Source organism: Jonesia quinghaiensis DSM 15701, from assembly GCF_000423205.1.
Lineage (GTDB): Bacteria > Actinomycetota > Actinomycetes > Actinomycetales > Cellulomonadaceae > Jonesia > Jonesia quinghaiensis.
The window spans coordinates 377,430-403,332 of sequence record NZ_AUHN01000004.1 but is presented as its reverse complement, the minus strand read 5'-3'; the positions used below and the strand labels follow the sequence as shown (position 1 = coordinate 403,332).

30 protein-coding genes and 1 pseudogene are annotated in these 25,903 nt (G+C 58.0%); 8 read left to right on the top strand and 23 right to left on the bottom strand.

The genetic code is table 11. The features are described 5' to 3' along the window. Positions 1-423 precede the first annotated feature (423 nt). A complete protein-coding gene (locus G538_RS0101985; protein ID WP_084617966.1) occupies positions 424-1,131 on the top strand; it encodes a YitT family protein in 708 nt (235 codons plus the stop codon). A gap of 301 nt (positions 1,132-1,432) precedes the next feature. On the opposite strand, the gene G538_RS0101980 is transcribed toward G538_RS0101985, so the two are convergent. The 7 genes from G538_RS0101980 to G538_RS0101950 all read right to left on the bottom strand — a co-directional run bounded on the left by G538_RS0101980 (position 1,433) and on the right by G538_RS0101950 (position 8,086). Then, positions 1,433-2,245: an ABC transporter ATP-binding protein gene (locus G538_RS0101980; protein ID WP_051196467.1), complete on the bottom strand. Its 813-nt coding sequence runs from the start codon at positions 2,243-2,245 to the stop codon at positions 1,433-1,435. A 72-nt stretch (positions 2,246-2,317) separates the two neighbouring features. Further along, on the bottom strand, positions 2,318-3,274 hold the full coding sequence (locus tag G538_RS0101975) for an ABC transporter permease (protein ID WP_084617964.1): 957 nt from the start codon (positions 3,272-3,274) through the stop codon (positions 2,318-2,320). Positions 3,275-3,281: 7 nt separating this feature from the next. After that, entirely contained in the window at positions 3,282-4,247 is a 966-nt protein-coding gene (locus G538_RS0101970; RefSeq protein ID WP_029067988.1) for an ABC transporter substrate-binding protein, read from the bottom strand. Between the two features lie 104 nt (positions 4,248-4,351). Beyond that, on the bottom strand, positions 4,352-6,115 hold the full coding sequence (gene atzF, locus G538_RS0101965; protein ID WP_051196466.1) for an allophanate hydrolase: 1,764 nt from the start codon (positions 6,113-6,115) through the stop codon (positions 4,352-4,354). After that, positions 6,115-6,870: a GntR family transcriptional regulator gene (locus tag G538_RS0101960; RefSeq protein WP_051196465.1), complete on the bottom strand. Its 756-nt coding sequence runs from the start codon at positions 6,868-6,870 to the stop codon at positions 6,115-6,117. Before G538_RS0101960 ends, atzF begins: the two co-directional genes overlap by 1 nt. A gap of 123 nt (positions 6,871-6,993) precedes the next feature. Further along, a complete protein-coding gene (locus G538_RS0101955; protein ID WP_029067985.1) occupies positions 6,994-7,719 on the bottom strand; it encodes a M48 family metalloprotease in 726 nt (241 codons plus the stop codon). Continuing rightward, entirely contained in the window at positions 7,712-8,086 is a 375-nt protein-coding gene (locus G538_RS0101950) for a BlaI/MecI/CopY family transcriptional regulator (protein WP_029067984.1), read from the bottom strand. Before G538_RS0101950 ends, G538_RS0101955 begins: the two co-directional genes overlap by 8 nt. Positions 8,087-8,208: 122 nt before the next feature. Here G538_RS0101950 and G538_RS14620 point away from each other — a divergent pair, with 122 nt between their 5' ends. Beyond that, positions 8,209-9,603 carry a PepSY-associated TM helix domain-containing protein gene (locus tag G538_RS14620; RefSeq protein ID WP_035832765.1) on the top strand — a complete coding sequence of 465 codons (1,395 nt, stop codon included), beginning with the start codon at positions 8,209-8,211 and terminating at the stop codon, positions 9,601-9,603. Here the strand turns inward: G538_RS14620 and G538_RS14615 are convergent. Beyond that, the gene (locus G538_RS14615) at positions 9,539-11,080 is read right to left on the bottom strand and encodes an MFS transporter (RefSeq protein WP_051196527.1); all 1,542 of its coding nucleotides are present in this window, start codon (positions 11,078-11,080) and stop codon (positions 9,539-9,541) included. The genes G538_RS14620 and G538_RS14615 overlap by 65 nt on opposite strands. 227 nt (positions 11,081-11,307) lie before the next feature. Between G538_RS14615 and G538_RS14610 the strand changes: the two genes are divergently transcribed. Continuing rightward, entirely contained in the window at positions 11,308-11,865 is a 558-nt protein-coding gene (locus G538_RS14610; RefSeq protein WP_051196464.1) for a TetR/AcrR family transcriptional regulator, read from the top strand. 128 nt (positions 11,866-11,993) lie between these two features. Continuing rightward, positions 11,994-12,244, top strand: a pseudogene (locus G538_RS17635) (alcohol dehydrogenase catalytic domain-containing protein); the annotation flags it as partial. On the opposite strand, the gene G538_RS0101930 reads toward G538_RS17635, so the two are convergent. Continuing rightward, on the bottom strand, positions 12,223-13,149 hold the full coding sequence (locus G538_RS0101930) for a LysR substrate-binding domain-containing protein (protein ID WP_029067983.1): 927 nt from the start codon (positions 13,147-13,149) through the stop codon (positions 12,223-12,225). The pseudogene G538_RS17635 and the gene G538_RS0101930 sit on opposite strands and share 22 nt — an antisense overlap. Before the next feature lie 70 nt (positions 13,150-13,219). Here G538_RS0101930 and G538_RS14605 point away from each other — a divergent pair, with 70 nt between their 5' ends. Next, a complete protein-coding gene (locus G538_RS14605; RefSeq protein ID WP_051196463.1) occupies positions 13,220-14,128 on the top strand; it encodes a YeiH family protein in 909 nt (302 codons plus the stop codon). On the opposite strand, the gene G538_RS14600 is transcribed toward G538_RS14605, so the two are convergent. The 5 genes from G538_RS14600 to G538_RS0101895 all read right to left on the bottom strand — a co-directional run bounded on the left by G538_RS14600 (position 14,118) and on the right by G538_RS0101895 (position 19,344). Continuing rightward, positions 14,118-16,280: a catalase gene (locus G538_RS14600; RefSeq protein ID WP_051196462.1), complete on the bottom strand. Its 2,163-nt coding sequence runs from the start codon at positions 16,278-16,280 to the stop codon at positions 14,118-14,120. The two genes, G538_RS14605 and G538_RS14600, sit on opposite strands and share 11 nt — an antisense overlap. A 295-nt stretch (positions 16,281-16,575) precedes the next feature. Next, positions 16,576-16,752: a hypothetical protein gene (locus G538_RS17865; protein WP_157544261.1), complete on the bottom strand. Its 177-nt coding sequence runs from the start codon at positions 16,750-16,752 to the stop codon at positions 16,576-16,578. 143 nt (positions 16,753-16,895) lie between these two features. Next, the gene (locus tag G538_RS0101905; RefSeq protein WP_029067982.1) at positions 16,896-17,342 is read right to left on the bottom strand and encodes an effector binding domain-containing protein; all 447 of its coding nucleotides are present in this window, start codon (positions 17,340-17,342) and stop codon (positions 16,896-16,898) included. Positions 17,343-17,496: 154 nt separating this feature from the next. Next, a complete protein-coding gene (locus G538_RS14590; RefSeq protein WP_157544260.1) occupies positions 17,497-18,018 on the bottom strand; it encodes a hypothetical protein in 522 nt (173 codons plus the stop codon). A gap of 306 nt (positions 18,019-18,324) precedes the next feature. After that, a complete protein-coding gene (locus tag G538_RS0101895; RefSeq protein ID WP_029067981.1) occupies positions 18,325-19,344 on the bottom strand; it encodes an alpha/beta hydrolase family protein in 1,020 nt (339 codons plus the stop codon). Positions 19,345-19,429: 85 nt separating this feature from the next. Here G538_RS0101895 and G538_RS0101890 point away from each other — a divergent pair, with 85 nt between their 5' ends. Further along, the gene (locus tag G538_RS0101890; protein WP_029067980.1) at positions 19,430-20,233 is read left to right on the top strand and encodes a PaaX family transcriptional regulator; all 804 of its coding nucleotides are present in this window, start codon (positions 19,430-19,432) and stop codon (positions 20,231-20,233) included. Between the two features lie 48 nt (positions 20,234-20,281). On the opposite strand, the gene G538_RS0101885 is transcribed toward G538_RS0101890, so the two are convergent. The 9 genes from G538_RS0101885 to G538_RS0101840 all read right to left on the bottom strand — a co-directional run bounded on the left by G538_RS0101885 (position 20,282) and on the right by G538_RS0101840 (position 24,682). Continuing rightward, positions 20,282-20,617 carry a type II toxin-antitoxin system HicB family antitoxin gene (locus G538_RS0101885; RefSeq protein WP_029067979.1) on the bottom strand — a complete coding sequence of 112 codons (336 nt, stop codon included), beginning with the start codon at positions 20,615-20,617 and terminating at the stop codon, positions 20,282-20,284. Then, on the bottom strand, positions 20,617-20,865 hold the full coding sequence (locus G538_RS0101880; protein ID WP_029067978.1) for a toxin HicA: 249 nt from the start codon (positions 20,863-20,865) through the stop codon (positions 20,617-20,619). The genes G538_RS0101885 and G538_RS0101880 overlap by 1 nt, the downstream gene beginning before the upstream one ends. Before the next feature lie 773 nt (positions 20,866-21,638). Further along, the gene (locus G538_RS0101870) at positions 21,639-21,842 is read right to left on the bottom strand and encodes a hypothetical protein (RefSeq protein ID WP_029067976.1); all 204 of its coding nucleotides are present in this window, start codon (positions 21,840-21,842) and stop codon (positions 21,639-21,641) included. A 63-nt stretch (positions 21,843-21,905) separates the two neighbouring features. Next, positions 21,906-22,364 carry a hypothetical protein gene (locus G538_RS0101865; RefSeq protein WP_029067975.1) on the bottom strand — a complete coding sequence of 153 codons (459 nt, stop codon included), beginning with the start codon at positions 22,362-22,364 and terminating at the stop codon, positions 21,906-21,908. A 117-nt stretch (positions 22,365-22,481) separates the two neighbouring features. After that, positions 22,482-22,820, bottom strand: coding sequence for a hypothetical protein (locus G538_RS0101860; protein WP_029067974.1), 339 nt, complete (start codon positions 22,818-22,820; stop codon positions 22,482-22,484). Positions 22,821-22,874: 54 nt separating this feature from the next. Then, positions 22,875-23,147, bottom strand: coding sequence for a hypothetical protein (locus tag G538_RS14585; RefSeq protein ID WP_051196460.1), 273 nt, complete (start codon positions 23,145-23,147; stop codon positions 22,875-22,877). Positions 23,148-23,338: 191 nt separating this feature from the next. Next, on the bottom strand, positions 23,339-23,689 hold the full coding sequence (locus G538_RS0101850) for a hypothetical protein (protein WP_029067973.1): 351 nt from the start codon (positions 23,687-23,689) through the stop codon (positions 23,339-23,341). Between the two features lie 114 nt (positions 23,690-23,803). Continuing rightward, on the bottom strand, positions 23,804-24,466 hold the full coding sequence (locus G538_RS0101845; RefSeq protein WP_029067972.1) for a Fic/DOC family protein: 663 nt from the start codon (positions 24,464-24,466) through the stop codon (positions 23,804-23,806). A gap of 12 nt (positions 24,467-24,478) precedes the next feature. Next, positions 24,479-24,682 (bottom strand): hypothetical protein, encoded by a 204-nt coding sequence (locus G538_RS0101840; protein WP_029067971.1) that lies wholly within the window; start codon positions 24,680-24,682, stop codon positions 24,479-24,481. A gap of 234 nt (positions 24,683-24,916) precedes the next feature. Between G538_RS0101840 and G538_RS0101835 the strand changes: the two genes are divergently transcribed. Both G538_RS0101835 and G538_RS0101830 read left to right on the top strand, forming a co-directional pair. Beyond that, on the top strand, positions 24,917-25,225 hold the full coding sequence (locus G538_RS0101835) for a helix-turn-helix domain-containing protein (RefSeq protein ID WP_029067970.1): 309 nt from the start codon (positions 24,917-24,919) through the stop codon (positions 25,223-25,225). A 218-nt stretch (positions 25,226-25,443) separates the two neighbouring features. Further along, on the top strand, positions 25,444-25,713 hold the full coding sequence (locus G538_RS0101830) for a hypothetical protein (RefSeq protein WP_029067969.1): 270 nt from the start codon (positions 25,444-25,446) through the stop codon (positions 25,711-25,713). The last annotated feature ends 190 nt before the right edge of the window (positions 25,714-25,903 follow it).

The following is a 25,903-nucleotide window of genomic DNA, read 5'->3' as shown; positions in this document are numbered from 1 at the left end:
AGAAACGTCAGTAACAGGTCACATCTGGCGGAGTGTTGGTTGGCAGTTTCCGATGCGCGACAAGCGCATGTGCGCGCCTCGCGCGGCGAGGTTGTGTCGGTAAAACGCAGTGTGGGACCACACTGCGGGACCAACCGTGTCGCCAACTGGGCTTGTGTGCTAAAACCTACCCGCCGCATCGTGCCGGGAAATACCGCAGAAAATCAACGAAAACCGCCCCTCACAGGCGTGAACATCCGACCTGACAACTCGCTCAGCTCAACCCCGGCTACACGGCGTTAACACAACGCAACCCACCATGAAACGGGCATGATTTATGGTGAGACCGAACAACCTGCACCATCATGACATCCACCGCTGACTACGACGCCACCCCTACGTCATCGCCCGCGGAACACGCCACAAGTGAGTCAAGGATCCCGCATGACAACTACCCCAGACGCGCCCGCGCAACACATTCCACCCGTATTCGCGGATAAGGCAGCACAGCCTTTCGCAAATAAGGCAGCACAGCCTGTGCCACCTCAGCGACCAGCGAACGTCGCCCACACCGCTGTGGAGGACATCTTTGGGATAGTGGCCGGGATTTTTGTCACCGGGTTTGCGCTGTTTCTCCTGCGTTCAACGGGAGCAGTAACGGGGGGTATTGCGGGTCTGTCGCTGGCAATGGAGTACTGGACTGGGGTGTCCGTCACCATTTTAATTGTGGTGTTAAACATCCCGTTTTTCATTATTGCGTGGTGGCAAAAGGGGCGACAATTCACCGTACGCACCCTGCTTGCTGTACTGGGAATAGCGGCAATGACTCACCTGATGGGCAGCGTCATCACGTTGGAAAGCATCAACCCTGTGTTTGGTGCGCTCACCGGTAATCTTCTCGCCGGGCTAGGCATGCTCATGCTGTTCCGCCACAATGCGAGCTTGGGTGGGGTCTCAATCACGGGGCTGGTTATTCAAGACAAAACCGGCTTCAAAGCTGGGTACACGCAGTTGATGTTCGATGCCTGCGTGGTGGCGATCTCCTTTGTCAGCGTCGCGCCGCTCATGGTGCTGTTGTCCATTTGCGGGGCTGGGCTACTAAACCTCGTCATTGTGCTTAACCACCGGCCAGACCGGTACATCGGCTACTAAACTTCTCGCGTCCGGCAGCGCTGAAGCGCGCTGCCCCTGCCTGTCGCACCCCACCCACCTGCGCGCCTGTCCCCACCCGCCTGTCGCACCGAGATCCTAGATTTCGGTGCGACATCCTTGTTCAGGGCAAGGATCTCATGCCGAGATCTAGGATCTCGGCATGAGGGGGTGGGAGGCGATCTCAGCGGTGTGTGAGGGGGCATGCGCCCGGTCCAGCACGGTCCGCCCGGTCCAGCACGGTCCGCCCGGTCCAGCCCGGTCCGCCCGTTCCAGCACGGTCCAACCACGCAAGCGTGGTGGGTTATTCAGTGGCGGTTGTGGTGAGTTCTGCGTGGACCAGCGAGCTGATGTGCCGTTTGATTTCGTTGAATTCTGGTGATGTGACGGACCGGTTTTCTCCCAGGGGTACGTCAACCACTTCGGCTATGTGCCCTGGTATTCCGTGGGATGCTCCGCCTTGCATGACCACTACCCGGTTGGAGAGGTACACGGCTTCTTCGATGGAGTGGGTAACGAACACGACCGTTGTTCCGGTGTCGCGGTGGATGCGTGCCAGTTCGGTTTGCAGGGTTGAGCGGGTCAGTGCGTCAAGTGCGCCGAAGGGTTCGTCCATGAGGAGCACGCTGGGTTGGTTGGCGAGGACGCGGGCGATAGCGACGCGTTGTTGCATTCCGCCGGAGAGTTCTGAGGGGTAGCGGTTGGCGAATCGTTCTAGTCCAACTGCGGCGATGTTTTGTGTGGTTCGGCGTTTCACTTCGTCGCGTTGGAGCCGTGATTGGCGTGGTCCGTAGGCGACGTTTTCTGCGACGGTGAGCCAGGGGAACAGTCCATAGTCTTGGAAGACGACGCCTCGTTCTGGGCTGGGTCCAGTGACTGGTTCTTCTGCGACGGTGAGGGTGCCGCTGGTGGCGTCTTCAAATCCAGCGAGGATGCGCAGGAGTGTGGATTTGCCGCATCCGCTTGCCCCGACAACGCACACGAAGTCACCGGCGGGGATGTCGAGGGTGACTCCGTCCATGGCCAGGACGCCGTCGGGGCCACCGTAGCGTTTGGAGAGGTCGTTGATGCGGATGGCTGCGGGGATAGCTGGGCGGGGGCGGCCGATGCGTGGCATGTGTCCTACTTTCCTGGTGCCGTTGTGGGGTGGGTGCGTGTCTACCACGCCTGGGGAGGGCAGTGCCGCGGGTTAGGTGAGGGTTGGGCGGCCTTTGGTGAGGACTTTGATGAGTCCCACGAGGAGCCGGTCTGCGAGGAATCCGGCTATTCCGATGATGACCATCCCAGCGACGATGAGGTCTGTTTTTGACATGTCGCGTGCTTGGGTGATGGTTGCGCCGAGGCCGGTGGAGATACCCACTGTTTCCCCAACGACGAGGATCACCCAGGCCAGCCCGAGGGCAACTCTCATTCCGGCGACAATGGACCGGGATGCTGCGGGGATGACCACTTTGTACAGGGTTTGCACTTGTGGTGTGCCGAGCATCGCGGCGGCTTCGAGGAGCCGTACTGGTACTTGTTGCACCCCGGCGACGGTGTTGATGAGGATGGGGAAGAACGCGGCGAGGACGACGAGGAAGATGGTGGACATGTCCCCGTAGCCGATGATGAGCATTGCTAGGGGTACCCAGGCGGTGACGGGGATGGGGCGGAGGAGGTTCAGCCCTGGTTCAAGCATGTCGTTGAGGATGCGTGAGCGCCCCATGAGGACACCGAGGGGTATGGCAAGTGCTGCTGCGATGGCGAATCCAGCGAGGACTCGTTGGGTGCTTGCCCACAGGTGGATCAGGAGTGTCCCGCTGAATGCGTCGTTGACGATCCCGCCGACGGCGAAGTCTGCGATGCGCCGTGCTACTTCAACGGGGGTGGGGAGGAACCCCATTTGGATGCCTAGTGGTAGTGACCAGGCTTGTTGGACTCCTAGTTGCCACAGGGCGAGGAACACGAGGGGAACGGGGAGTGCTAGTGCTATCGCCCCAGTTTTTTTGCGCAAGATTGTGTGTCGTTGTGAACTTTTGCTTGGTGATGCATTTTTCGCTGCTGCTGTTCCTTCTGCCGTCTTCGCTGTTGTTGCATCGGCGGCGGGCGCTGCTGTGTGGGTGCTTGGTGGGTGTGTGCTTGGGCTTTTTGTGGTGGAGGTTGTCATGTGGGCCTCAGTTCACGGTGACAGCGGAGACGAAGGTGGTGTTAACGAAGTCGCTCACTTGTGGTTCGGTGTCGATTTGGGCGTGGGTGAGCATTTCTGAGGTGAGTGCGGTGACTTTGGTGGTGTAGTCCTCGTCGATGTCCCAGCGCAGCCACACGTTTTCTGAGGCTTGGCGGGCGACTGCTTCGTCTACTCCGAAGGTGTCAACGAGGCGGGTGATCCATTCGTCGTGGTCAGAGTCCATGAGCTCGGTTGCGTTGGCGTGGGTGTTGACGAGTTCTTGGACGAACTCTGGGTCCTCTGTGATGGTGTCCCCCGCCACGTAGAGGGCGATGTTTACTGCACCGATGGGGGTTTCGTAGGGGGAAGCGACGTTGGTGGCTCCTGCTTGGAGGGCGGTTGCAGGCCCGGTTTCTGCGCTGGAGAAGGCGTCAATGCGCCCGGCTTGAAGGGCGCTGGCCATGTCGGCGAAGGGTAGGTTGACCAGTTCAACGTCTGTTTCTGCGTCGAGTCCAGCGGCGGCGAGGGTGAGGCGGAGCAGGATTTCTTGTGAGGAGCCTTTGGAGTACCCCACTTTGAGTCCGGCGAGGTCGTTGATGTCGGTGAGCCCGTCGCGCCCGACAATCCCTGATCCGCCGTCTGCTGCGCTTGCGACGACGACAACGTCTTGTCCGGCTGCGGCTCCTGCGATGGCGGAGGGGAGGCCGGCGATTCCGGCGTCGATTGCGCCGGATACGACGGCGTTTTTGATGTCGGGTGAGGTGTCAAAGGTGACGATTTCGTAGGTGGTGTCGGAGTCTACGTCTTCGTAAAAGTAGGGGTGCATCAAGTGTGGTTGGCCTTTGAGGGTCCCGATGCGTACGACATCGCCAGCTCCTGTTTCGTTTGCTTGACCGTCGGGTGAGCAGGCGGTGAGGGCGATCATGCTGGTGAGGATGGCGGTGGCGGTGATTGCGAGGCGGGGAGTGTTCACGGGTTTCTCCTTGAGCGAGGTGGGGGTGGTTTTTTTGGTGTGTGGTGGTCAACCGGCTTGCGGCCAGTGGTTGTTTGGTCGTTAGACGTGTGGTGGTTAGACGGTCAGACGGCCAGTGTGTTGTTGTTGCTGGTGAGGTAGGCGACCCAGTCTTTGTGGTGTGTGATGTCGAGGCCGGTTGGTGTGCCGGCGGCGGTGAACCCTAAGACACTGCGACCTGTGTTGAGGGTGATGTGGCCAAGGGCGAGGGGCGCGGCTATCTGGGTGGCGAGGGTTCCCAGGGCTGTGGGGGTGATGAGCCATTCTTCGCCGGTGATGTTTGTGCCGTCTGTGGCTGGGATGATGGCGGGGCGTGCGGGGAGGCCGTTGTGGGCGGGTAGCGCGAGCATGCGGTATCCGGCGGAGGTGGTGACGGTTCCGTGGTAGCGGGCTCCGAGGTTGGTGAGTTGGTGGTGGAGTGGTTGCCCGGTGCGGTGTGCTCCGAAGACGACGATGCGTGTGGCGGGTTGGGTGAGGGTGGGTGGTGTGTCCCCGGTGAGTTGGGCTGCTATGTCGATGCCCACTTGGTCGTCGAAGGGTTTGGTGACCACGGTGACGCCGAATGCGCCTTCATGGGTGGTTCCCCAGGGGACTGCTACTCCGGCGAGGTCGAGCAGGTTCATGAAGTTTGTGAAGGTGCCCATTTCGGTGTTGACGGCGGCTGGGTTGTTGAGGGTTTCTTCGAGGGTGGGGTGCCGTGGTGCGGTGGGGATGAGCAGGGCATCGATGCTTGCGAGTCGCGCGGTGAGGCGAGCTTTTGCGGCGGTGAGGTCATCTTGTGCGTGGAGGTATTCGATGGCGCTGAATTGTGCTCCACGGTCAGCGATGTCGGCGACAACGTTCACGGTTCCTTGTGGGCGGTGTGCAATGTGGTGGTGGAATGCGGCGGCTCGTTCTGCAACGAGCGCTGATTCGTAGAGCATTTTCGCTACGGTGAGGAACTCTGAGAGGTCGATGCTGGTGATGGTTGCCCCGGTGTTGCGCAGGTGGTTGGTGGCGTTAGTGAATAGTGCGCGGGTTTCGGGGCTGAGGGCGCCCAGGGTTGCGTCGTCGGGCACCGCAATGTGGGGGTTTTTCGGTGCTGTGAGGCGGGTGGTGGTGGGCCAGGTGCGCCCGGTTGGGTCGTTGAGGTTGGTGCCGATCATGTGGCTGAGCACTTGTGTGGCGGTGGTGAGTGTGGGGGCAAGAACGGTGACGGCGTCGAAGGACACGCATGCGGGGATGACGTGATCTTTGGCTACAAGGCCAAGGGTTGGTTTGATACCAACGATGTTGTTGAACGCTGCGGGGATTCGCCCGGAACCGGCGGTGTCTGTGCCGAGGGCGAAGTCAACCATTGCGTGGCCGACTGCCGCTGCTGAACCGGAGGATGATCCTCCGCTGATGCGGTCGGGGAACACGGCGGAGCGAACGGGCCCAAATCCGCTGCGGGCCCCGGTGAGGCCGGTGGCGAATTGGTCGAGGTTTGTTTTTCCGACGACGATGGCACCGGCGTTTTCTAGTCGGGTGACAACGGAGGCGCTGGTGTGGGCGATGCGGTGTACGTCTGGGTGTCCGGCGGTGGTGGGGAGTCCGGCGACGTCAATGTTGTCTTTGACGCCGAAGATCGTCCCTGCGAGGGGGAGGTTTTCTCCGGCGCGGAGGCGTTCTTCAACGCCGTGGGCGGCGGCGAGGAGTTCTTCAGTGGACTTCATGTGCAACCAGATGGTGGGGTGTTGGCTGATGAGGTCGTTGTCGATGACTGTGGTGAGGAATTGTTCGACTCGTTGTGTTGCTGCGCCTTCACTGCCCCATTGGTGTGTGTGGGGGATGGTGGTGAGGGTGGTCATCAGTGTGAACCTTCCTGTTGGGCGGTGAGTTGGGCCATGGCAAGTGCGCGTGCGGCGCGTTCCATGACGACGTCTTTGGACACTCCAACGTGTTCGCGGAGCGCCTCGAGGGCGGCGGGTAGTTTCCCACTGAGGACGAGGTCGAGGATCCCCATGTGTTCGCTGATTGTGGCGTCGAGGCGGTCTTCGGTGAGGTAGTCGTACATGCGCACTGCTCGGATGCGGGCGTTTACTTGGTCCAAGGTTGCGGTGATAGAGGGGTTTCCTGCGGCGTCGAGCAGGGTGCGGTGGAACAGTTCGTCTTCTGCCACGAAGGACGCGCTGGGTTCTCTGCCCGATGCGTCAAGGTCCACCCAGCGTGACAGTTCTGTTTCGAGGCGTGCCCGGTCGTGGTGGATTGTTGGGTCTGATATTGCGCGAACGATGCCTTGTTGTTCCAGGGTGATGCGTAGTTCGTAGAGGTTGGTGAGTTCCGCGAAGCTGGGCATGTGCATGAAGAGGCTGCCGTCGCGTTTTTCGATGAGTCCGTCGGCGAGGAGGCGGGCGAGGGCTTCTCGCACGGGGGTGCGGGACACCTCGTAGCGTTGTGCGACCCGTTCTTCGGTGAGCCGGGTGTAGGGCGAGAACACTCCGCTCATGAGGTCGCTGCGGAGTTGGTGGTAGACCTGTTGACGGCGTGACACGGCGGCTGGTTTTTTCAGCGTTGTCACGGCGGTTGAGCCGTGCTGCGCATCGGCCGGTGTCGGTGTATCCATAGTTGTATACAGTCCTGCATACACGTTTCGGGCCTGGTGTTTTACGGTTACCGGTTGGTTAGATTCCGTTTCACGGTGGTAACAAAGTCTGGTACGTATGTGCCGTTGTGGCGGCGGTTTGCGTCACGGGCGCAGGCGTGCGGCGCGCAGTTCGCAGGCTTGGTTGTTGGTTGCGGAGGCGACTTGTGTCAGTGCTGCGGCCAGGTGAGTTGCGTGGTGCTCACGTGCGGCTGCGTCGTCGGCTGCTAATTCAACAAGGATCCGTGTGCCCCGGTGAACGTATGGTCCGGCGCCTTTGCTGAACAGTAAGTGTGAGTAGGCAGCTGCCAGGAGCACGATGCTGTGGTGGCGTTGCACCATGTGCGCTTTTTCGTGGGCAACAACAGCATCTATTTGCTCTGGCGTGAGTAGTTCACGCAGCGACCTACTGACGGTCAGGTGCCCGGTGATGGCAATGTGCGCGGCAGGTTGTTGCGCCTCTGATGCTGTGGAGGGCGCCGTGCAGGTAAGTGCGGCGAGGCGGTGCTGCATCAACGGTGAGGCGTGAGAGTGAGTGTGCGCCAGGATCGCCCCGCAGGCTAAACACGTTGACCACGCAACAATGGTTGCCGCGATGTTGTGCAGTGTTGTCGTTGAGGAGATGATGCCTGTGGCTATCAGTGTGCACGTGGAAACTGCTGACACCGTCAGGCTGATACCCAAGGTGATGATCGCGAACCACAGGGTCATGGTGGTGCGGGGGTGCATGACGGCCCATCGGTTAATCCGGATTGCATAGGGCCCCCATACGGTCACCGCAATACCAGCGAACAGGGCTGGGCACCAGTAGCTGACGACGGTGTCAGTCACTGGTGGGTTCAGCGTTGAGGGCTTTACGCAGGATGGTGAGGTCTTCGTCGTTGAGTTGTTGCGCAAAGTGCAGCAGGGTGCTGTGGGGGTTTGGTGTATTGCGCAAGGTAGTGGTCATCAGCGTGCTGGCATGATTTTCGATGCTTGTGGCTGCGGTGAACCGGGCACGGCGCGGGGACCCGGTGCGCACCACGTCGCCTTTAGTGGTCAGGCGGTCAAGGACAGTCAGGATGGTGGTTGGTGCCGGGGGTGTGCCGGGCAATTGCGCGGTGATGTCTTTTGCGCTGAGCGGTTCATCGTTGTCCCACAGGATTGACATGACTGCCGCTTCAAGTTCGCCTGGTGCGCGGTTTTTTTGCGGGTTCATCTGAGTCCTTGCGTGGTGGTTTCTCTCATTGTAGGTGCGGTGAACACCACCAAACTAACTCTACAACACGTAGAAATAAGTGTAGAGTCACACCAGACAACTCCCCAGAACAGGAAAAACCCGTGCCCACCAACACCACACCCTGGCTCACACCACTCCTCCAACGACTCCACTTCTACGCCGGAATCCTCATCGGACCCTTCATCCTCATCGCCGCACTATCAGGAACCCTCTACGCACTCGCCACACCAGCCGAAAAAATCATCTACGCCGACATCCTCACCGTAGAACCCACCGGCACCCCACTCCCCCTCGCCCAACAAACCACCATCGCCCAACAACACATCAACAACAACGCCACCCTCAAAGCCATCCGCCCCGCACCAAACCCCACCACAAGCACCCGCATCCTCTTCACCGACCCCACCCTCGGCGACAGCGAATCCAGAACCATCTTCATCAACCCCTACACCGGCGACATCCTCGCCGACACAACCACCTACGGCACCAGCGGCGCACTACCCATCCGAACCTGGATCAGCTCACTACACCGCAACCTCCACCTCGGAGAACCAGGCAGACTCTACAGCGAACTCGCCGCCTCATGGCTAGGAATCGTCGCGCTCGCAGGCGCGGCGCTATGGGTTACTCGCATCAAAAAAACCCGCCAACCACGCACCCTGCTCATCCCCCAACGCAACACAACCGGGTACCGACGCTGGTTCACCTGGCACGCATCGACAGGCATATGGGTACTGGTTGGGGCACTATTCCTCGCAACCACAGGTATCACCTGGTCAACGTATGCCGGTGCGAACATCAGCGAACTACGCTCCACCCTGAACTGGTCCACGCCCTCCATCAACACGGCGCTACCAGGCGCCACAGCAGCAGATTCCTCAAGTACGTCAAACACAGGCGACGGTGCAACACCAGATATCGCTGCGATTGACGACGTTCTTGCCGTTGGGCAACAGATCAATATCAACACCGGACTCGTTGAAATCAAACCCCCCACCGACGCCACCAACGCCTGGGTCATCCAAGAAATCCAACGCAGCTACCCCACGGAAGTTGACGCCGTCGCCATCAACGGAACAACCCTCAACGTCACCGACCGCACCGACTTCAGCGAGTTTCCCCTCGCCGCTAAACTCACCCGCTGGGGCGTAGACCTGCATATGGGAACCCTCTTCGGCCTCCCAAATGCCATCGCGTTAGCCGCCCTAGCCCTCGGCATCACAGCAATGGTGATCATGGGTTACATCATGTGGTGGAAACGCCGCCCCCGCCAAGCAAAGCGCTACCAGCCAGGAAAAACACCAGGGCGCGGTGCACTACGCACCGCGCCCTGGTGGGGAGTCGCCCTCACCGCAGGTTTTGCACTGGCGGTTGGCTGGTTCCTCCCCCTCGTGGGCTACACGCTCATCGCGTTTCTCGCCATTGACGTTGTTAGCGGGTTTGTTGCTCAACGACAGGCGCGACCACGGGACGCTTCCGCAACACCACGGCCATGAAGATCGCAGCGCTCGCGGCAATGATCGCCCCAACGAGTGAGGTTGCGTCGGCGCCGAGCGCAAATGCCTCTTTGGCGTGTTCAAGGAGTTGCTCCCCCACTGGGGCGGGCAGGTTGTTCGCTACCTCAACGGCGCCGCCGAGTGTTTCGCGTGCCACTGCGGCATCGGTGTCGCTGACGCCGCCAGGTATCACCAGTTGTGTGCGGTACACGGCGGTGAGAATACTCCCCAGTACGGCGGTACCCAAGAGTGCACCCAGCTCGTATGCGGTCTCGGAGATGCCCGATGCTGCCCCGGCTTTGTTCGGTGGGACAGACGCGAGGATCGCATCGTTCGTAAGTGTTTCGGCGAGCCCAACACCCAAACCAACAAGGGTGAACGCGGTGATCAGTAGCGCCACAGATGTGTTTGCACCCAGTTGGGTGGCGACCACAAAACCGGTGGCGGATAGGGCAAGCCCCGCCGGGATCAGTACACGCAGTGGGAAGTGTTCCGCAAGCCGTACAGCGGTCAACCCAGCCAAGATCGTCCCGATCAGACCCGGTAGCAGCATCATTCCGGCGCGCATGGGGTTCAGGCCCAGCACAAGTTGGAGGTATTGGGAGAGGAAGAACAGCATCCCGGTCATGGCAACAACGGCCATGAGGTTCGCTAGCACGGATGCGGAGAATAGCCGGTTGCGGAACAGGGCCATGTCGAGCATCGGCGATTCGAGGCGGAGCTGTCTGCGCACAAACCACCAACCGATTCCGGCACCAACCACCATGCACGCGGCACCGAGGAGTGGTTTCTCGGAGGCGATTGATTTGATGCCGTACACCACGGCGAACATGGCGCTGATGGAACCGAGGACGCTGAGGAGGTCGAGGCGGCCGGGGTTTGGGTCTTTGGATTCTGGGATGAGGAATGGTGCAGCGGCCAGCAGGATGAGCAGCACGGGAACGTTAATGAGGAACACTGACCCCCACCAGTAGTGCTCAAGGAGCCAACCACCCATGATGGGGCCGAGTGCTGCCCCAGCAGAGAACCCGGACGCCCAAATCGCGATAGCGAGGCGTCGTTGCAGGTCATCGAGGAACAGGTTACGCAGCAGAGCGAGGGTGGAGGGCATGAGGGTTGCCCCGAAGAGCCCTTGGAGTGCGCGGGCGGCGATGAGGTGTTCAGGGGTGGTGGAGAACGCGGCGTAGAGCGATACGGCTGCGAAACCGGTTGCTCCGATGAGGAGGAGTTTGCGGCGGCCAACCCGGTCACCAAATGACCCCATGGCCACAAGAAGGCCGGCGAGGACGAGCGGGTACACGTCAACGATCCACAGGAGTTGGGTTCCGGTGGGGCGCAGTGTGCGGGAGATTTCGGGGAGCGCGAAGGACAGCACAGTGTTGTCGATGGAGACCAGCAGTACGGGAATCATCAGTGCCGCTAGGCCAAACCAGTTGCGGGTTGTGGCCTTTGGTGGGGCCAAAGTGGGGGTGTTCATGCGCTTTCCCTCGTGTCGTGCGGTGTATTGGTTGTTCGGTGTTGTGCTGCACGATGCGTTCGCGTGCGTGCGTGCGTGCGTGCGTGCGTGCGTGCGTGCGATGTGACGGCGGGCCAGCGGGACCCACAAAAGTTACTGTACCGTCTGGACGGTATAAGTCAATGCTACTGTGGAGGACAGTAAGATCAAGAGTCTGTGAGCGAGCCCACCACGCCGGAGGTCAAAGGATGGAAGCCCACCAACCTGACACAAAACACAAACGAGGGTCAGGGCGCGACCGCGTCCTCGACGCCTACATCGACGTACTCCTCACCGACGGAGTCGCCGCCGCGACACTCGATGAAGTCGCACGGCGGGCAGACATCTCCAAAGGTGGCTTGCTCCACCACTTCAAATCCAAAGACGACCTCGTCGAAGGACTCCTCGCCCGCTTCACCGCCGCCAATATCATCGAAGTGGAAACCACTCTCGCCTCAACAGACGGCGCCGTACTCGGATACCTCAATGGAAGCTTGGTTTCCGGTGAACAATTCGCTGACCTCTACATGGCGGTACTACGCCTCGCGGGGTCCAACGATCCACGCGTCGAAGGAGCCCTCCGCGCCTCCCATGAAGCCTGGTTCAACGGCCTCAAACAGCACATTGAAGACCCAACCATCGCGCGCGTCATCCAACTCATCGGCGATGGCATGTACCTCCACACCCTCCTCGGTGGAAAACGAACACCGCGAGACGACACCGCCATCGCGTTTGCGCATCGATTAGCGCAAGAAAACAGCAACTAAAACACTGCTGAGGTACTGAACCAGTCCTACCAAAACGCGGCAAGAAAGCAGCACAGGCGCTTTCCAGATGCCGCGTGTGACACATCGGCCTAGTGTGGAAACTCCGAGTTCACCGCACAGGAGGAACGATGAAAGCTCTCACCTGGCAAGGAAAACGCCCGTTGAATACAGCGATGCTCCGGACCCAATACTGCGTGAACCCACCGACGCAATCATCCGCGTCACCTCAACCGCGATCTGCGGCTCTGACCTACACCTGTACGAAATCATGGGCCCCCACATGCACCAAGGTGACGTGCTGGGACACGAATGCATCAAGGTGGTGCTCAATCCGGAGTGTTTAATCCGCAACGCGCTTCACCGCGAACGAGGTGACCGTTGAGCGGCTGCTTGCTGGGCAACAGCAACCAGCCGCTCAGCCGCACCAGGAGCCCGATGCCCCTGCCACACAGCCCGAATCTCCCGGCGCATCGTCACACCAGTAACAGGAACCCGCACCAACTCGCCTTGCGCGAGCGACCACGCCACCGCTAACTCACTGAGCACGGCCGGGTCGCCGCCCGCCCGCACCGTTGACCGGATAGCAGCAATGGATTCCAACTCCAATGCAGGCGCCACCGGATGGAAAGACCGCAACGCCTCATCAAAAGCTTTACGGGTGCCAGAGCCCCGCTCACGCACAACCAGCGGAGTGGCAGCCAACTCCTCAGCTGAAACGCTCCCACCACGCCGTGCCTTGTCAGCCCACGGGTGTGTGGGGTGAGCAACCACCACCAGGCGATCATGCGCCACCACGACGGAACGAAGGCCAGTGCGGCGTTGCGGTGTTTCCACAAAACCAAGGTCACACTCCCCCGCCTCAACGGCGTCATACACACCCGAGGAATTCACCGCAGTCAATCGCACACTGATCCGTGGTTCAACGTCGCGCAACGCAACCAACCACTCGGGGAGCAGATGTTCAGCGACCGTCATACTCGCCGCAACCCGCAACTGTGCGGGGCGATCCACCGCGAGGTGACCACTGGCGTCGAGAAGCGCTTGAGCGGCGCTCACAACAAGGCGAGCATGCCCCACCAATGCAAACCCGGCATCACTGAGTTGTGAACCGCGCGGGAGACGGGCCAACAGTGTCACCCCAAGGTCACGTTCCAGCCCTGCCACCGCACGGCTTGCATTAGGTTGGGCCATGCCCACGGCGCGGGCACCAGCGCTCAAACTTCCGTGCTCGCTGATCGCGATGAGCAGCTCCAGAACGCGAAGATCAGGCCACTGCTGAGTCATATCACCATGATATGCCTACATGCGACCTTGGCCCCTACCGAATCATCACCGGCTACGGCACGGTAGAAACATGCCCCTGATCAGCCCACTTTTGCTTGCCATCATCGCTGGGGTGATTGTGGCAAACACCGTGACTCTCCCCGCCCGCGTGCAACGAACCGTGGATGTGGCCGGAAAATATGCGCTACGCGGGGGCATTATTCTGCTTGGCCTCCAACTGCACCTCACCGACCTAGTAGCCCTTGGGCCTGGTGCACTTCTCACCGCAATTGCCGTAGTGACCATCGGGATTTGTGCCACCCTCACCCTTGGTTCTGTGCTCGGGATCCACCGAAACATGACGCTACTCATCGCCTGTGGTTTCTCCATTTGCGGGGCAGCTGCGGTGGCTGCAACAACAGGGGTAACCCGGGAAGACGACCGCGACGAATCGGCCGTAGCGATTGCGCTGGTTGTGGTATTTGGGACAGCAATGATTCCCCTCATCCCGATGCTCGGGCACCTGTTTGGTTTGAACGACACCACAACAGCAATGTGGGCGGGAGCGTCCGTGCATGAAGTTGCCCAAGTAGTGGCAATCGGTGACGTGCTTGGTGAACCGGCGCTCCACGTGGCCGTGGTGATGAAACTGACCCGCGTGCTCCTTCTCGCCCCAGTGTTAGCGCTGGTCAACGGAGCCGAGCAGCGCCGCCACCCCACACCGGTGGACGTGAAACGCCCACCGGTGGTTCCCCTGTTTGTGCTGGGATTTGTGGCAATGGTTGCGTTACGCACCACAGGTGTTGTGCCCGAGCCGCTGGTAGCAGGGGCTGGCATCGGCCAAACTGTCTTATTAGCTGTCGCAATGTTCGCCCTTGGAACAGGGGTTCAGGTGCGCAAACTCAAACATGTGGGGGCCCGCCCCGTCATCCTCGCGGCACTGTCCACCGTGGTGGTTGGCGCCGTGGGGCTGACCGGGGCGGCACTCGTTACCGCCTAGTGGATGGTTCGGGTTGGAACCTGTCCCACGCCCGGTGGTGGGACAGTAAGTCAATGGCGTCGTCCACAGCTGTGGACACCGCCGTGTTCATAACCCCCGGCGTATCTTCCGCGATACCCGCCTGCGTCAACACATCGGGGTCAATGCCCGCAAGCAGGATCGCTTTGCCTTGCCGGTAGGTTTCCTGCAACAACAGCACGATGCGCGGGTCAGTGAGGTCAGTCCCCGGCGTTGGTAGAGCCGCCTTGTGGTCAAGGTCAGGGATCGCATCGGGAGCTGGCATGGGTTGAGCCAACAACACCACAGCATCGAACTCAATGGACCGGGCAGTGAGGAAAGAACGGTCAACTTGCTCACCGTTTGGCAACACACCACCGTGTGGAGCAATGGTTTTGGCGGTGAGGCCGTTGGCAGTCGCACCAGAAACGACGGCGGTAATGGCATCAGCGTCAGTGGCATCATCCACCACCACACCTAGCACCCGCCCATCAGTTGGCCACTGCTGACCGATCTGCGCAACAGTGGGGCTGAGCGTGCGGTCGGGGACCTCCACGGTTGGGGTGGGCACAGGTAAACCGAGCCCGTCTGCCACGGTGGCACACAGGTCAAGGTCGATGTTCGCCAACGCCTGGAGCTGCCTGCGACGCACCGTCAAGTTTGTGCATTTACCCAGTTCAAACGAGTAAGCCTGCTGAACGTGAAGCTGTTCCGTGTGGGTCAGTGACCGGTAGAACATGCGCGCTTGGCTGAAGTGGTCCTCAAAAGTTGCTGGCTCAGCACGCTCAGTGAGGGCATCGCGAATCTTTTGTGGGACATCAATAAACGCCTGAGCGTTCGCAATGTCCTGGGGGGCTTCCAGAATCTCTTCGCGTTCTTCCGGCAGAGCCCCTTTCGCGTCAGGTTGACCGCCACCAGCCATGAACGGGCAGCCACCGTCCAGAGAGTTCGGGGAGTACGGTGCTTTACCGCCATGCACGTACTGCTGGTGGAACCCATCGCGTTGCATGTCATTCACCGGTGCGATGGGCTGGTTAATGGGGATCTGCGAGAAGTTCGGACCACCAAGGCGTGTGAGCTGCGTGTCGATGTAGGAGAAAAGGCGCACCTGCAACAACGGGTCGTTCGTGACGTCGATGCCTGGCACAAGGTGCCCTGGGTGGAAAGCGACCTGCTCGGTTTCCGCGAAGTAATTCGACGGGTTGTGGTGCAACACCATTTTGCCTACCGGCTGCACCGGGGCGAGTTCCTCAGGGACAAACTTCGTCGGGTCAAGAAGGTCAATGCCTTCGAACATTTCCTCTTCAGTATCCGGGAAAACCTGCACACCCAGTTCCCATTCTGGGAATGCACCAGCTTTGATTGCTTCAGCGAGGTCACGGCGGTGGAAATCAGGGTCCTGACCGTTCGTGAGGAGCGCTTCATCCCACGTCAAAGAGTGCACACCAAGTCTCGGTTTCCAGTGGAACTTCACCAGTGTTGTGTCGCCCTCCGCGTTGGTGAGGCGGAACGTGTGAACCCCAAACCCCTCCATGGTGCGGTAAGAACGCGGAATACCGCGGTCCGACATGTTCCACAGCGCGTGCGCCTGCGCTTCAGTGTGCAGTGACACAAAATCCCAGAATGTGTCATGGGCGGATTGAGCCTGCGGAATTTCCAGGTCAGGTTCAGGTTTCACGGCGTGCACAACATCGGGGAACTTGATGCCATCCTGAATGAAGAACACCGGAATGTTATTACCCACCAGGTCGTAATTACCCTCAGTGGTGTAAAACTTTGTCGCAAAACCACGAGTATCACGAACAGTGTCAGCAGAACCACGTGAACCCGCGACAGTTGAGAACCGAACAAAAACCTGGGTTTCTACCCCTTTCTGCAAGAACGCCGCTTGGCAAATTTTTTCAGCTGTACCGTAGGAGAAAAACGTGCCGTGCGCCCCAGCGCCACGAGCGTGTACTGCCCGCTCCGGGATGCGCTCGTGATCGAAGTGCGTGATCTTTTCTCGCAGGTGGTGGTCTTGAAGGAGCACGGGACCACGTGGCCCTGCTTTCAAGGATTTGTTGGTGTTCTTGAGCGGTAGCCCCTGGGCGGTTGTCAAGGCGTCACCTTGCGGGTGGGTGGCGCTCACGCGTGGGTTGGTGTTGTCGTTCGTCATTGCTGCTCCTCACAGTGTGCGGTGCTCTGGTGACGGGGTCGACGAATCGCTGCGGAGCCTACGATACGAAAATTACTGTGGAAATCGTGGTGCGGTTCCGACAGTGTCCCCCTCTGTCAACCGCCACCCTACGCGTGAGGTGTCAGGGTTTCCTGTTGAACAAACACCCCGATGCGTTGTTGCACGTGGGGTGTTTGTGTGGTGACGCATCGGGTTGCTCCTATTGGCGGGGCAATGGGGGTGATGCCGGCGCGTACGTTTTTGCCAGCGCGTTGAGGTGCGTATGCAGCAAGGGCTATTTAGTTGGGCGATCTTGACGGCGGTAGAGGTAGACGGAACTTGCACCAAGCCCAACCCCCACGATAATTGTGCCAATGCCGGGGCCCATTGTCCCCGGACCGAAAATCCATGAGGTTCCGAGCGCAATGAATCCCAGTGCAATGAGAAGCCGAACAATAAATCGCATATTCATGTTGTGCACCCCCAAAATGCCACAGTAATGTGAGGAATTTTGCAACCCGATAACCCGATGTGTTCCTGAGAGTCGGTTGCGTGTACCGTTACACTCGTTTGTCTTGGAGAGTGCCATGAGCACTGAGATATCTCTCGGCATGCCTAACTTGCTTGGTTGTTTGTGATGATGGGTACAAGGCAATCCACTTCGCCTTCGCGACGGTAGTGCTCAATGTGAGGTCGCTCTGCGTCGTGGTCCGCTCTCCGAAAGAGTTCTTCGAATGCGGGGGCAATCTTCTCGTAGACCGCTGGCGCATCCCCACGAAGCCTGAGCCGGAGATATTTCCCGCCGGGGATCAGGGTCTCGTCCAGAGCAGGCGTGTTGTCTCGGTCGCGCTCTAGACGAATCGTGGCCATCCGATAAAACTCATTGTAGATCAAACCCATCATCTTCCGCCCTTGGAGCGAATCGAACATACCCTCGAACTCCGGCCATGCGGATTGTACGGCTGCGAGGTCATTGTTCACGTCCCGGCTCAAAGCCGGCGTGTGGTTGAGTGTGACGATATCGATACGTCCAAGACTGTGTGCCACAGGATAATCAGCCATGTTCACCAATGTACTAGGTTTTCTTTTAAAACATTCGAAAAACGAATAATAGGTTGGTGATGACGCCAGCGGCGAGCAGAAACTTCCAGAATGTTCCCATCCGACTTTCTAGCGCCCGCAGTGCTAGGCCTGAAGGCAAGACGCTGTGAGTGCTCTACTCTTCTGGTTTAGCGCCTAAGCATTCATGTGCTTTGGTTAACGCTGATTCAGCGACTACTAGTTTCTTACGTGACCATTCGACTGGTCCCCACGGGTCATCATCTCCAATTTCGATCCATGACACGTATGGGATGGGGGGCCCTGGCTCGGTGGTCAGAAATGATCGTACTCCTGCGTCCCTTGAATCATCTGCTGGTAGTTCAAAGGCGACGATCCACCACTCCTCTCCGGGGATGAGGCCTTCGCCTACCTTGACCTGGGTGGAACGCGTGTAGTTGCCGAATCTGAAGTTGATCTCCTCGGGTGCTTCGGGTTCGAACGCGTCGCATGACATTTTTTTCATGAGGGAACGGTCCGGCTCGATGGGAGGTGGGGATGGTTCTTCTTCGTCTTCGGGTTCTTCAACGTAATCCAGAACCACGGTAGGTGTTTTCGTTCCATCAGGTGTGGGCGAGGTGGAGCTTTCCGATTCAGGTGCTGCTTGTCCGCTGCAACTTGTCAGTAAAAGAGCGCTCACAAGGCAAGCTATAACAGGAAATACCTTTGAGGTAGTCATAAAATTGCCGTTCCTTGTCCTGGATCGAAGGGTGCCCATGTCGTTGCGCGGAGCTCACACCAAAGTCGTTCTATTCATGTAAAGCGCAAGGCAAACTGAAACCACCATATTGGATATTTCAACGGGAATACAGCCTGATGTATAAGAATCTGAACCTGGTTCCGCGCATGCGGGTTGGTCGGCCTTCATATTGGCGGCAACTGCTGCGTGGCATGCTGGCCGCCCGCGCATCGGCATTCTTGGGATCGCGCACGTTATTTATGGGGGCTACGGAATGCGCGCGAGAAACGCTGTGTAGTCGTCGATGACACCTGGGGCGAGAAGGGTGCGAGGCCACACCGTGCCAGTGAAGATTCCAACAACATCGTTGTCTTCCATGACGGGGCGTGCGAGGGAATGGGCTGCATCGAAGCGGGTGATCGTCAGCGAAGAGTCGAAGATCGATTGGTATGTCGCTTCAGTTTCCGCGACGTCAACATTGCGGTCGTGTGTGCCAAGCATGAGGTGCACGGGAATCGGTTTGGCGGCAGAAGCGATAAGGTCGGCTGTCGCGTCGGACATGACGTTCCGATGTACGAATGCCCAGCGCGCTTCTGTCATGGGAGTAGCGCTCCCTGTTGATGCGATGTACTCCTCATACGAGGCTCCGCGTTCGAGGAGCCTGCGCGTGTGGTCGCTCTCCTCAATGGCGGCCTCTCGTTCTTCAGTGTTTGCGCCGTTGTGCTCAAGCTCGGCAAGAAGGTTGTAGCGGCCTTGGCGGAGCCAGTTGATAGCGGGGCTGACTGCCACGACGCCGTCAATGTCGTTGCGTTCACGGGTGACTTTAGGAAGGACCCAACCGGCTTGGCTCGCCCCCCACAGCACGATTGTGCTGGTGGGGATGTCGCTTTGTGTGTGTGCCCAGTCGATCGCAGCCGAGACCTCCGTAGCCCGGTCTTCCATGGACTGTGTGAGCCAGTCTCCGCCTGAACCTCCGATGCCTGGTTTGCTCCAGGAGAGCGTGGCGAAACCGGCGTCAGCTGCGCCCTCAAACCATGGAGAGTAGAGACCTTGTTGTGTCGCCTCGACGGGGCCGTCGCCGTGGACCATCACGACGAGTCCGCGAGCAGTGCCGTCTGGTGGCAGTGTGAGGACACCGGCGAGATCTCCTTCGGGCCCGGGGACGGTTATAGATCTCTGGTCGAAGCGATAGTTGTTGCCGGCCAGGGTGATGCAGGCAAGGATCACTGTCACCGTGACGATGCCAATGAGTGTTGCCACAACACCCTTACGTTTCTCCTTGCGCACGTTCGTAGTCTATGCGATAGATTTGGGGTATGGGAGATGACAACATGGATGAAGATCGAACCGAGATAAAGCGAACGGTTGGCTGATGGCGGCACGCCTCTCTCCGAGAACCGTCATCGAAGCTTTCCTCCCTTTTGCTGGGAGTGTGCCACTGGCGGACATCTACGACACCGCCAATCTCGCAGGTATCGCTGACCAGCCAATCCGGCTCGCAATCCGACGCATGGTTTCCAGTGGCGATATCGAGCAGACAGGGCGTGGCCGTGCTGGATCACTTACCCTCACCAACAACGGCCGCAGACGACTAGAACGTGATCGGGAGAGCCTGACCCTCGCATATGCCCAAGATGCGGGCGGAGTGCTGTGGGATGGGCGGTGGCGGTTGATTGCCGTGACTGCCCCAGAGCGTGAGCGGGCAGTGCGCGACACGTTGCGTCGCGAACTCTACGAATTAGGCGCGGTCGCTATCTCAACCAGCCTTTACGTGACCCCTCATGACATAGTTGCCGAACTCCCACAGGATGCGCGGCGCTACCTGTCAACAGCGTCAACAGGTGACCTCGAGGTTCGAGGAATAGCAGAACCGCGAAGCATAGCTGAGGCGCTATGGCCAAGCAAACCCACCATTGCCGCCTACTCACCACTCGCTGAAGCGATCAATCGAGATGCCTCAGCCACTGACATCCCCGTTGTTGTGCGTATGCTCCTGCTTGCAGATGCGCTCGAACAGGCTATCCGCGAGGACCCGCTCCTGCCCCTAGAGCTTCGGGCCGTCCCTTGGCCGCCATCGGAGGTTAGGGCAGCATGGGCCGACCGGTGGGGCGCATTGTCCAAACAAGCCCACACTTCTCTTTACCAAGGGTGGTGGCCTCAAGCGCCGCACTCATAATTGACATACAGCGTTCTTGATCGTGAAGATCAACTCATCATCTTTACGTTAGTTGCGTGTGCCAACTAGTCGTGTAGTGGCGAGTCGGTTGAGAGAAACGTTTTGCTCAGCTGCTTCGATGGCAAGTTGTCGGTGTAGTTCCGGTGGGACACGGACCATGAAATTGCCTGAATAAGAGCGTTCTCCAAATGGTTGCGGTGGGGTCTCTCCGGTCTGTTCCATATCTTCAAGGACACCGATGACAAGATCACGAATACCCTGAGTCGCTTCAACAGATGTCTCAGCGATCCACGACAAGGATGGAAACTCCGCCACCGTTGCAACGCACGCTTCATCTTCAGCTGACCACCGCACACGGTAGGTGTAGTGCTCTACATTCGTCATCACCGCTCTCCTTCCATTTTCGCAATCGCGTTCAGCACCTGTTTGACCTGGTAAGGCTTGGCCTTGCCGTGATCATTTTGGATATTGACACGCGGGTCTCCTTGCCAAGGTGTTCTGTATACCTTGTGCGAACTACCACTTTGGCGTGCTGGCCCAAAATACGATTCACAGACTTTCACCAAGTCTAAGAAGCTGACCCCTTTCGGATTATTGCGCATCTTCTCAACGAGGCGAGGCACTGAAGTCATACCCACACGGTATCACTATTGATACTATTGCGCCATGCTAGGGGCGATCACTGCACGCGCCACCACAGCAACCATTCACAATGAACGAGGTGGACAGTGCGCTTACCTCCCTAGACATTCCCCCAACGTTCTAGCAACGTAAAAAGTGGTGGGTCCCCGCCGCTTTTGTGTCCTAGTCATAGGCGCGCATGCGCAGAATACAATCTGTTTCCCCGATAAGAGGTAGCGCTTCCGATAGTTGATGGAATTCTCACCTGTGCCGCAAGAATTCTGGGATCAGTAGATACCAGTGAGAACGTGGAACCACGATCTGTCGTCGCGTGCCACGTGGTCGCGAGTACTTGATGTAACGATCACGTGTGTACTCGTCCAAGGGTAAGGTCCCAGGAGTCTCGATACCTTTTTGCGTGAAGTGCCACTTGCTGGTACCTAGCCGCTCAAACCCTTCTTCAACCGGCATATAACCGCTAACGGGGCCGAGGATGAGTTCATAACTATCCGGTGCAGTTTTGAGCCACAACCCCCAAGTCGAGTCGAACCTTTCCATGCCCACGCGAACAAAGAGGTATTCCTCGCCGTCAGCAAAAATCAGGTCACACGTCGGCATGACAACAAGACTGGTCGGCTCCACAATTGAAACTTTATGGCAATCTACCGTTGTGCGCTCAAGATCATTCAACGAACTAGGCGTCTATCTAGACCTCTAAGTTTTCGGCGTACCTGGCCGTGCTGGACGATCCTTCTTTGGGAGGTTTCTTGACGTGTCACGTGTTTTAACGGCCGAGGATGTGCCGATCGCCCAGTTCGCTGGCTTCTTCGATGGTGATCTCACCACGAGCAAACTGAACAGTGATCTCGTTTAGGTATGGGTCAGTGACTTGGTGGCCTGCGGCCCCTAACGCTGCGTCAGCGAAAGCTAACCTCTCGGCGGCTTGTTCTTCGGTGAACTGTGGTGTGCGTTGTATTGAGTCGTTCATGAAATCACCCCACGTCCGCTCAGCCTGATGGAAAGTAAGTTTGCTCGCTCCACGAAAAACAAATTATTCCGCTGGAATGCTTGCGGTGACGTCCGCTCGGGCGATTCGCGCGTAATATACGTAACTTAAAACACTAGCAACGATAGAGGTGATGAGCGCCAAGGGGCTATGGAACACGATGGATTCGAAACTAAAACCGTCAAGGGCGGTGACGATAGAAATCGTCAATATCGCGATGAAAAGAAACAGAAAGAAAGAAGCAGCAGCAACAACCACACGCTTCCGGCGTGCTTCGACCTCTGCACCCAAAACATACGCTCTGAGCTTTATATCTATTAAGCCGAAAATGAAGCCGAAGAACAGCCCGGTGGGAACCAGGGTGCTCATAGTGAGCATGAGTATTCCGAGATTTGTGGGCACCGCGTTTAACCCTTCTGCAATCAGAACGGGGATAAAGAAAACTAGGACGACCCCAAGCGGAACAAGCGCGCCGCCCAACATCCATCGCAAGAGGATTTTCACACTGCCCACTCTAACGGTGAGGGTCAGGTATAGCCGTGCCGCGCCCATGCCGCAGCGCGGCGCTAGATGGTGACGCTCGCGCGCTGATGGCGTTGAACACCAGTAGACCTCGTCACCCTAACCAGGCATACGGCGCTGGACGACTTCTTCATACATCGCATCATCAATCAAGCCGAAATCTGCTGCCAACTCGACTTGCATGAATACGTTGCTTTGGTCCTGCTCGTGTTCGCCGAATTCGTTCGCTGGATGGTACGGGCCAAAGGGCCATTCGCTGAGTTGACGCACAGTTTCATCACGACTCAACAGCCCTGCAGCGTAACGTTGGCAAAGTTCCATGGCGCTGCCAGCAGCAAACAGTTCACGTACATCCGGCGTCGACTCACAAGCTTTTAGTGCCTTCGCTACTGCCGGCTGCGAGATTCCCAGCGTTTCGGTCAACTCGGCTTCAATCAATGTGCCACGAACCTTCTTTACAGTGTGTGTCTAACGGAGTGTTTGAGAGTTCCTTCAAGCGATGTTCTGAGCTTCACGGCGATCGCCGATTTCCTCATAGAGTTCAGCTTCGATAAGCCCACGACGCAATGCACGCTCCAGATCAGCGACGGATCCAGGTTTGTTGATGATCAGATCATCGACCAAACTCTCAGTGCGAGCATTCGGGGTGTATTCCCACCGGGTCAGTTCATCCACGAGCTGGTCACGACTAATCAGACCAGCCGCATACCGCTCACAAATCTCATACGGGTCAGCCCCCGAGAACCCTTCCACTGGTTTAGTCATCGATTCCGCACGCTCCTGCTACAGTCCAGATCCGCAATCTCGCGCCTAGAGTTAGCCTTCCGCATAGCAACAGCCTCGACTGGAATATCCATGATCGCTCCCTTACTTGATCAAAATACGAGCTGAATTTGTTCACGGCCATACTTTCGTTTCAAAACGCTGACGTAACTCTTCTAGGTCCAACTTCCCGCTCATGCAGCAAACTTCGGAGCGTCAACCGGCAAGGAAGCCCACAGCTCGCGCAACTCCGCACGCTTGGCTTCAATCGCAGACTTACTGCGGTGATCAACAGCCCGCACTTCAGCATTGAAACGAAGCATTTCACGCTGCCAATGCTCAGCTTCCTCAGTGGTCTTCGCCTCACGCTTCCATGCAACATACTGACCACTAATCCGCGTAGCAAACTCACGCATCGCGTCATAAATCATCGGGTCAAACACCCGGTCATCATCAACATCATCCTTCCAAAAAGCGACTGACACCGGTTGTGGACAGAGTGTTCGTTGTGGATAACGCTCAGAGAACATCTGAATGGCTGCCATGTACATCTATGTGCCTGGGGATTTTCAACCGGTCGCAGCGGCGGTCTTCTCACTACGCAAGAATGGGTTGCCAATCGTATCGGCTCTGACGAGTTTTCAGTTCGCGTGTTCCTGCTACGGCTGCATTGGAGAGATAGCACTAGCTAAAAAAGCGGCGAGCTTGCCGTTGTTTCCGGTGTCTTGGCTATGGAAGCGGGCTTGGACAAACTCATCACGCAGCGGGTTGCCGGGCCGGAAGGCTTCAGTGTCTAAGCGGTAGCCAGCCTGATCACACACCTGGGAGAAGAACGCGAACTGGGTACGGGTGTTGCCTTCCCTAAAGGAATGCACAACATTCAGCTCACCCCACCGCTCAGCCAACTCAGCCACGAACGGCCCCCGATCCAACCCGCGAAGGTGATCCGCTTTCGCGAGTTTGGCGTACTCCGCTTCGGCAGCCGCAGTTAATGCTGGCCCTGCTGGGTAATAACTGTGACCAGCCTTGGTCATCGGCCCAGCCCTGGGTGCGGTGCGTTCCTGGCCTGCCCACTCATAAACGTCCTGAAACACATAGGCGTGAATAGCCTTCATGTGGTCATAGTCAAACCGGCCCTCAATGGGATTAGTGCGTAACTCTGCTATCCGAATACTGGTGAAATACTCCTCTAGAGCGGTGATTCTCGCAGGATCAGTCTCACCGTAGGGCTTCTCCGAACTGGTGAAGTTATTGCGCAACACAGAAGTACCCGGAATGAAGTAATCATCCCAGGTACGTGTGCGTGACTGCTGACGCGCCATCCCTATCGCCCCTCAGTTACCGCTGATGTGCTTCCGACCCAACTCACGGGCCTGATCACCAGAAATCTCGCCACGTGCATGTTGAGCAAGCAACTCTCGCAAATAAGGATCAGTGACCTCGTGTCCCGCAGCTCCCAACGCCGCCTCCGCGAAAGCCAACCTGTCAGCGGCCTCCTCATCGGTGAACTGCGGATTGCGCGATGTCGATTGGTTCATTAAACCTCACCCCTTAAAATTAGAGTAATTCTATCAGTGAGAGCCAAGCAATATCTGTTCGTGTTACGTGAAGTATAGAGTCGGATTGGCAATAATGTTCAATATTAATTTATGAAACCGCATGTCAAATTAAAAGGCGTGCACAAGCAAGATAGATGGATCACTTTTGCACTAGATTGGGAGGGTTATCAAATCATTTACTTGGTAGAGGGTCGAAGTGAGAAGATGGGCTACATGAAAACTACCCCGTGGGAAGAAGCTCACGAACAAGCCCTCGCTGCGATGACTCCTGAAGGGCGCGCAAAATATGAGGCTGCCAGCATTGAAGCCGAGGCGCGGCTACAACTGGCTGAACTTGTCTACGATGCACGCATCGATGCTGGACTTTCTCAAACAGAACTCGCCCAACGTGCCGGAACCCGACAAACAGTGATCTCCGCAATAGAGAACGGCGCCCAAGCACCAGGCTGGGTGATGCTTTCACGCATCGCCCATGCTGTGGGTGGAAAACTGAGTATCGACAAAGCCACGCCACCCGCTTAGGGGTGCGATCTATCGGGATGGGGCATTTCCCTGCCTCCAGTTACGGAAGACGATTCTGTACAACGGGCAGGCTTTTTGCACGCAATGTGTGCATAAAACTCATCAAATATCCCATCGCTGAGGGAATGATTTCTCTAGCATGAGGTTTCCGGTAAAAGGGACATCATGAGTAACCCTGAGGGATGAACGACTGTCCACCTGTTGGGAGGATGCTTTTGATGAATGTTGATGATGATCGGGTGTTTAACCCGACGATTTATGAAGCGATGCGTGAGCTTGCGACACGTATTAGTGGTCGTTATGTCGCTTGGCAGCGGGCCGCGGAGACTCCGCAGGAGGCTGAGCATTGGCGGCGTGTGATGTATCGGTTGAGTGCTGAGGTGCGGGCGGTTGATTTCGACAGTCGCTCTGCGATTGAAGCCAAGCGCGCAGAGTTACGCGAGCTGTGGGCTTCCTTGCCAGTTGATGCTCCAAAGTTTGAGGACTGAATGGTGCCCTAATGGCCGGCGAAGCCACTCCCCGCCCAGAGAGAAGATATATGGAGACTCAAACACTCGAAACCCCCACGCCCGTGTGGAAAACAGTGATGTGGCCGGCAGTAGCATTAGCGATCTCTCAGACCGCGTATTTCGTTCTGATGGATTCGGAATTATTTTGGTACGTTGTACCGCTTCTTTA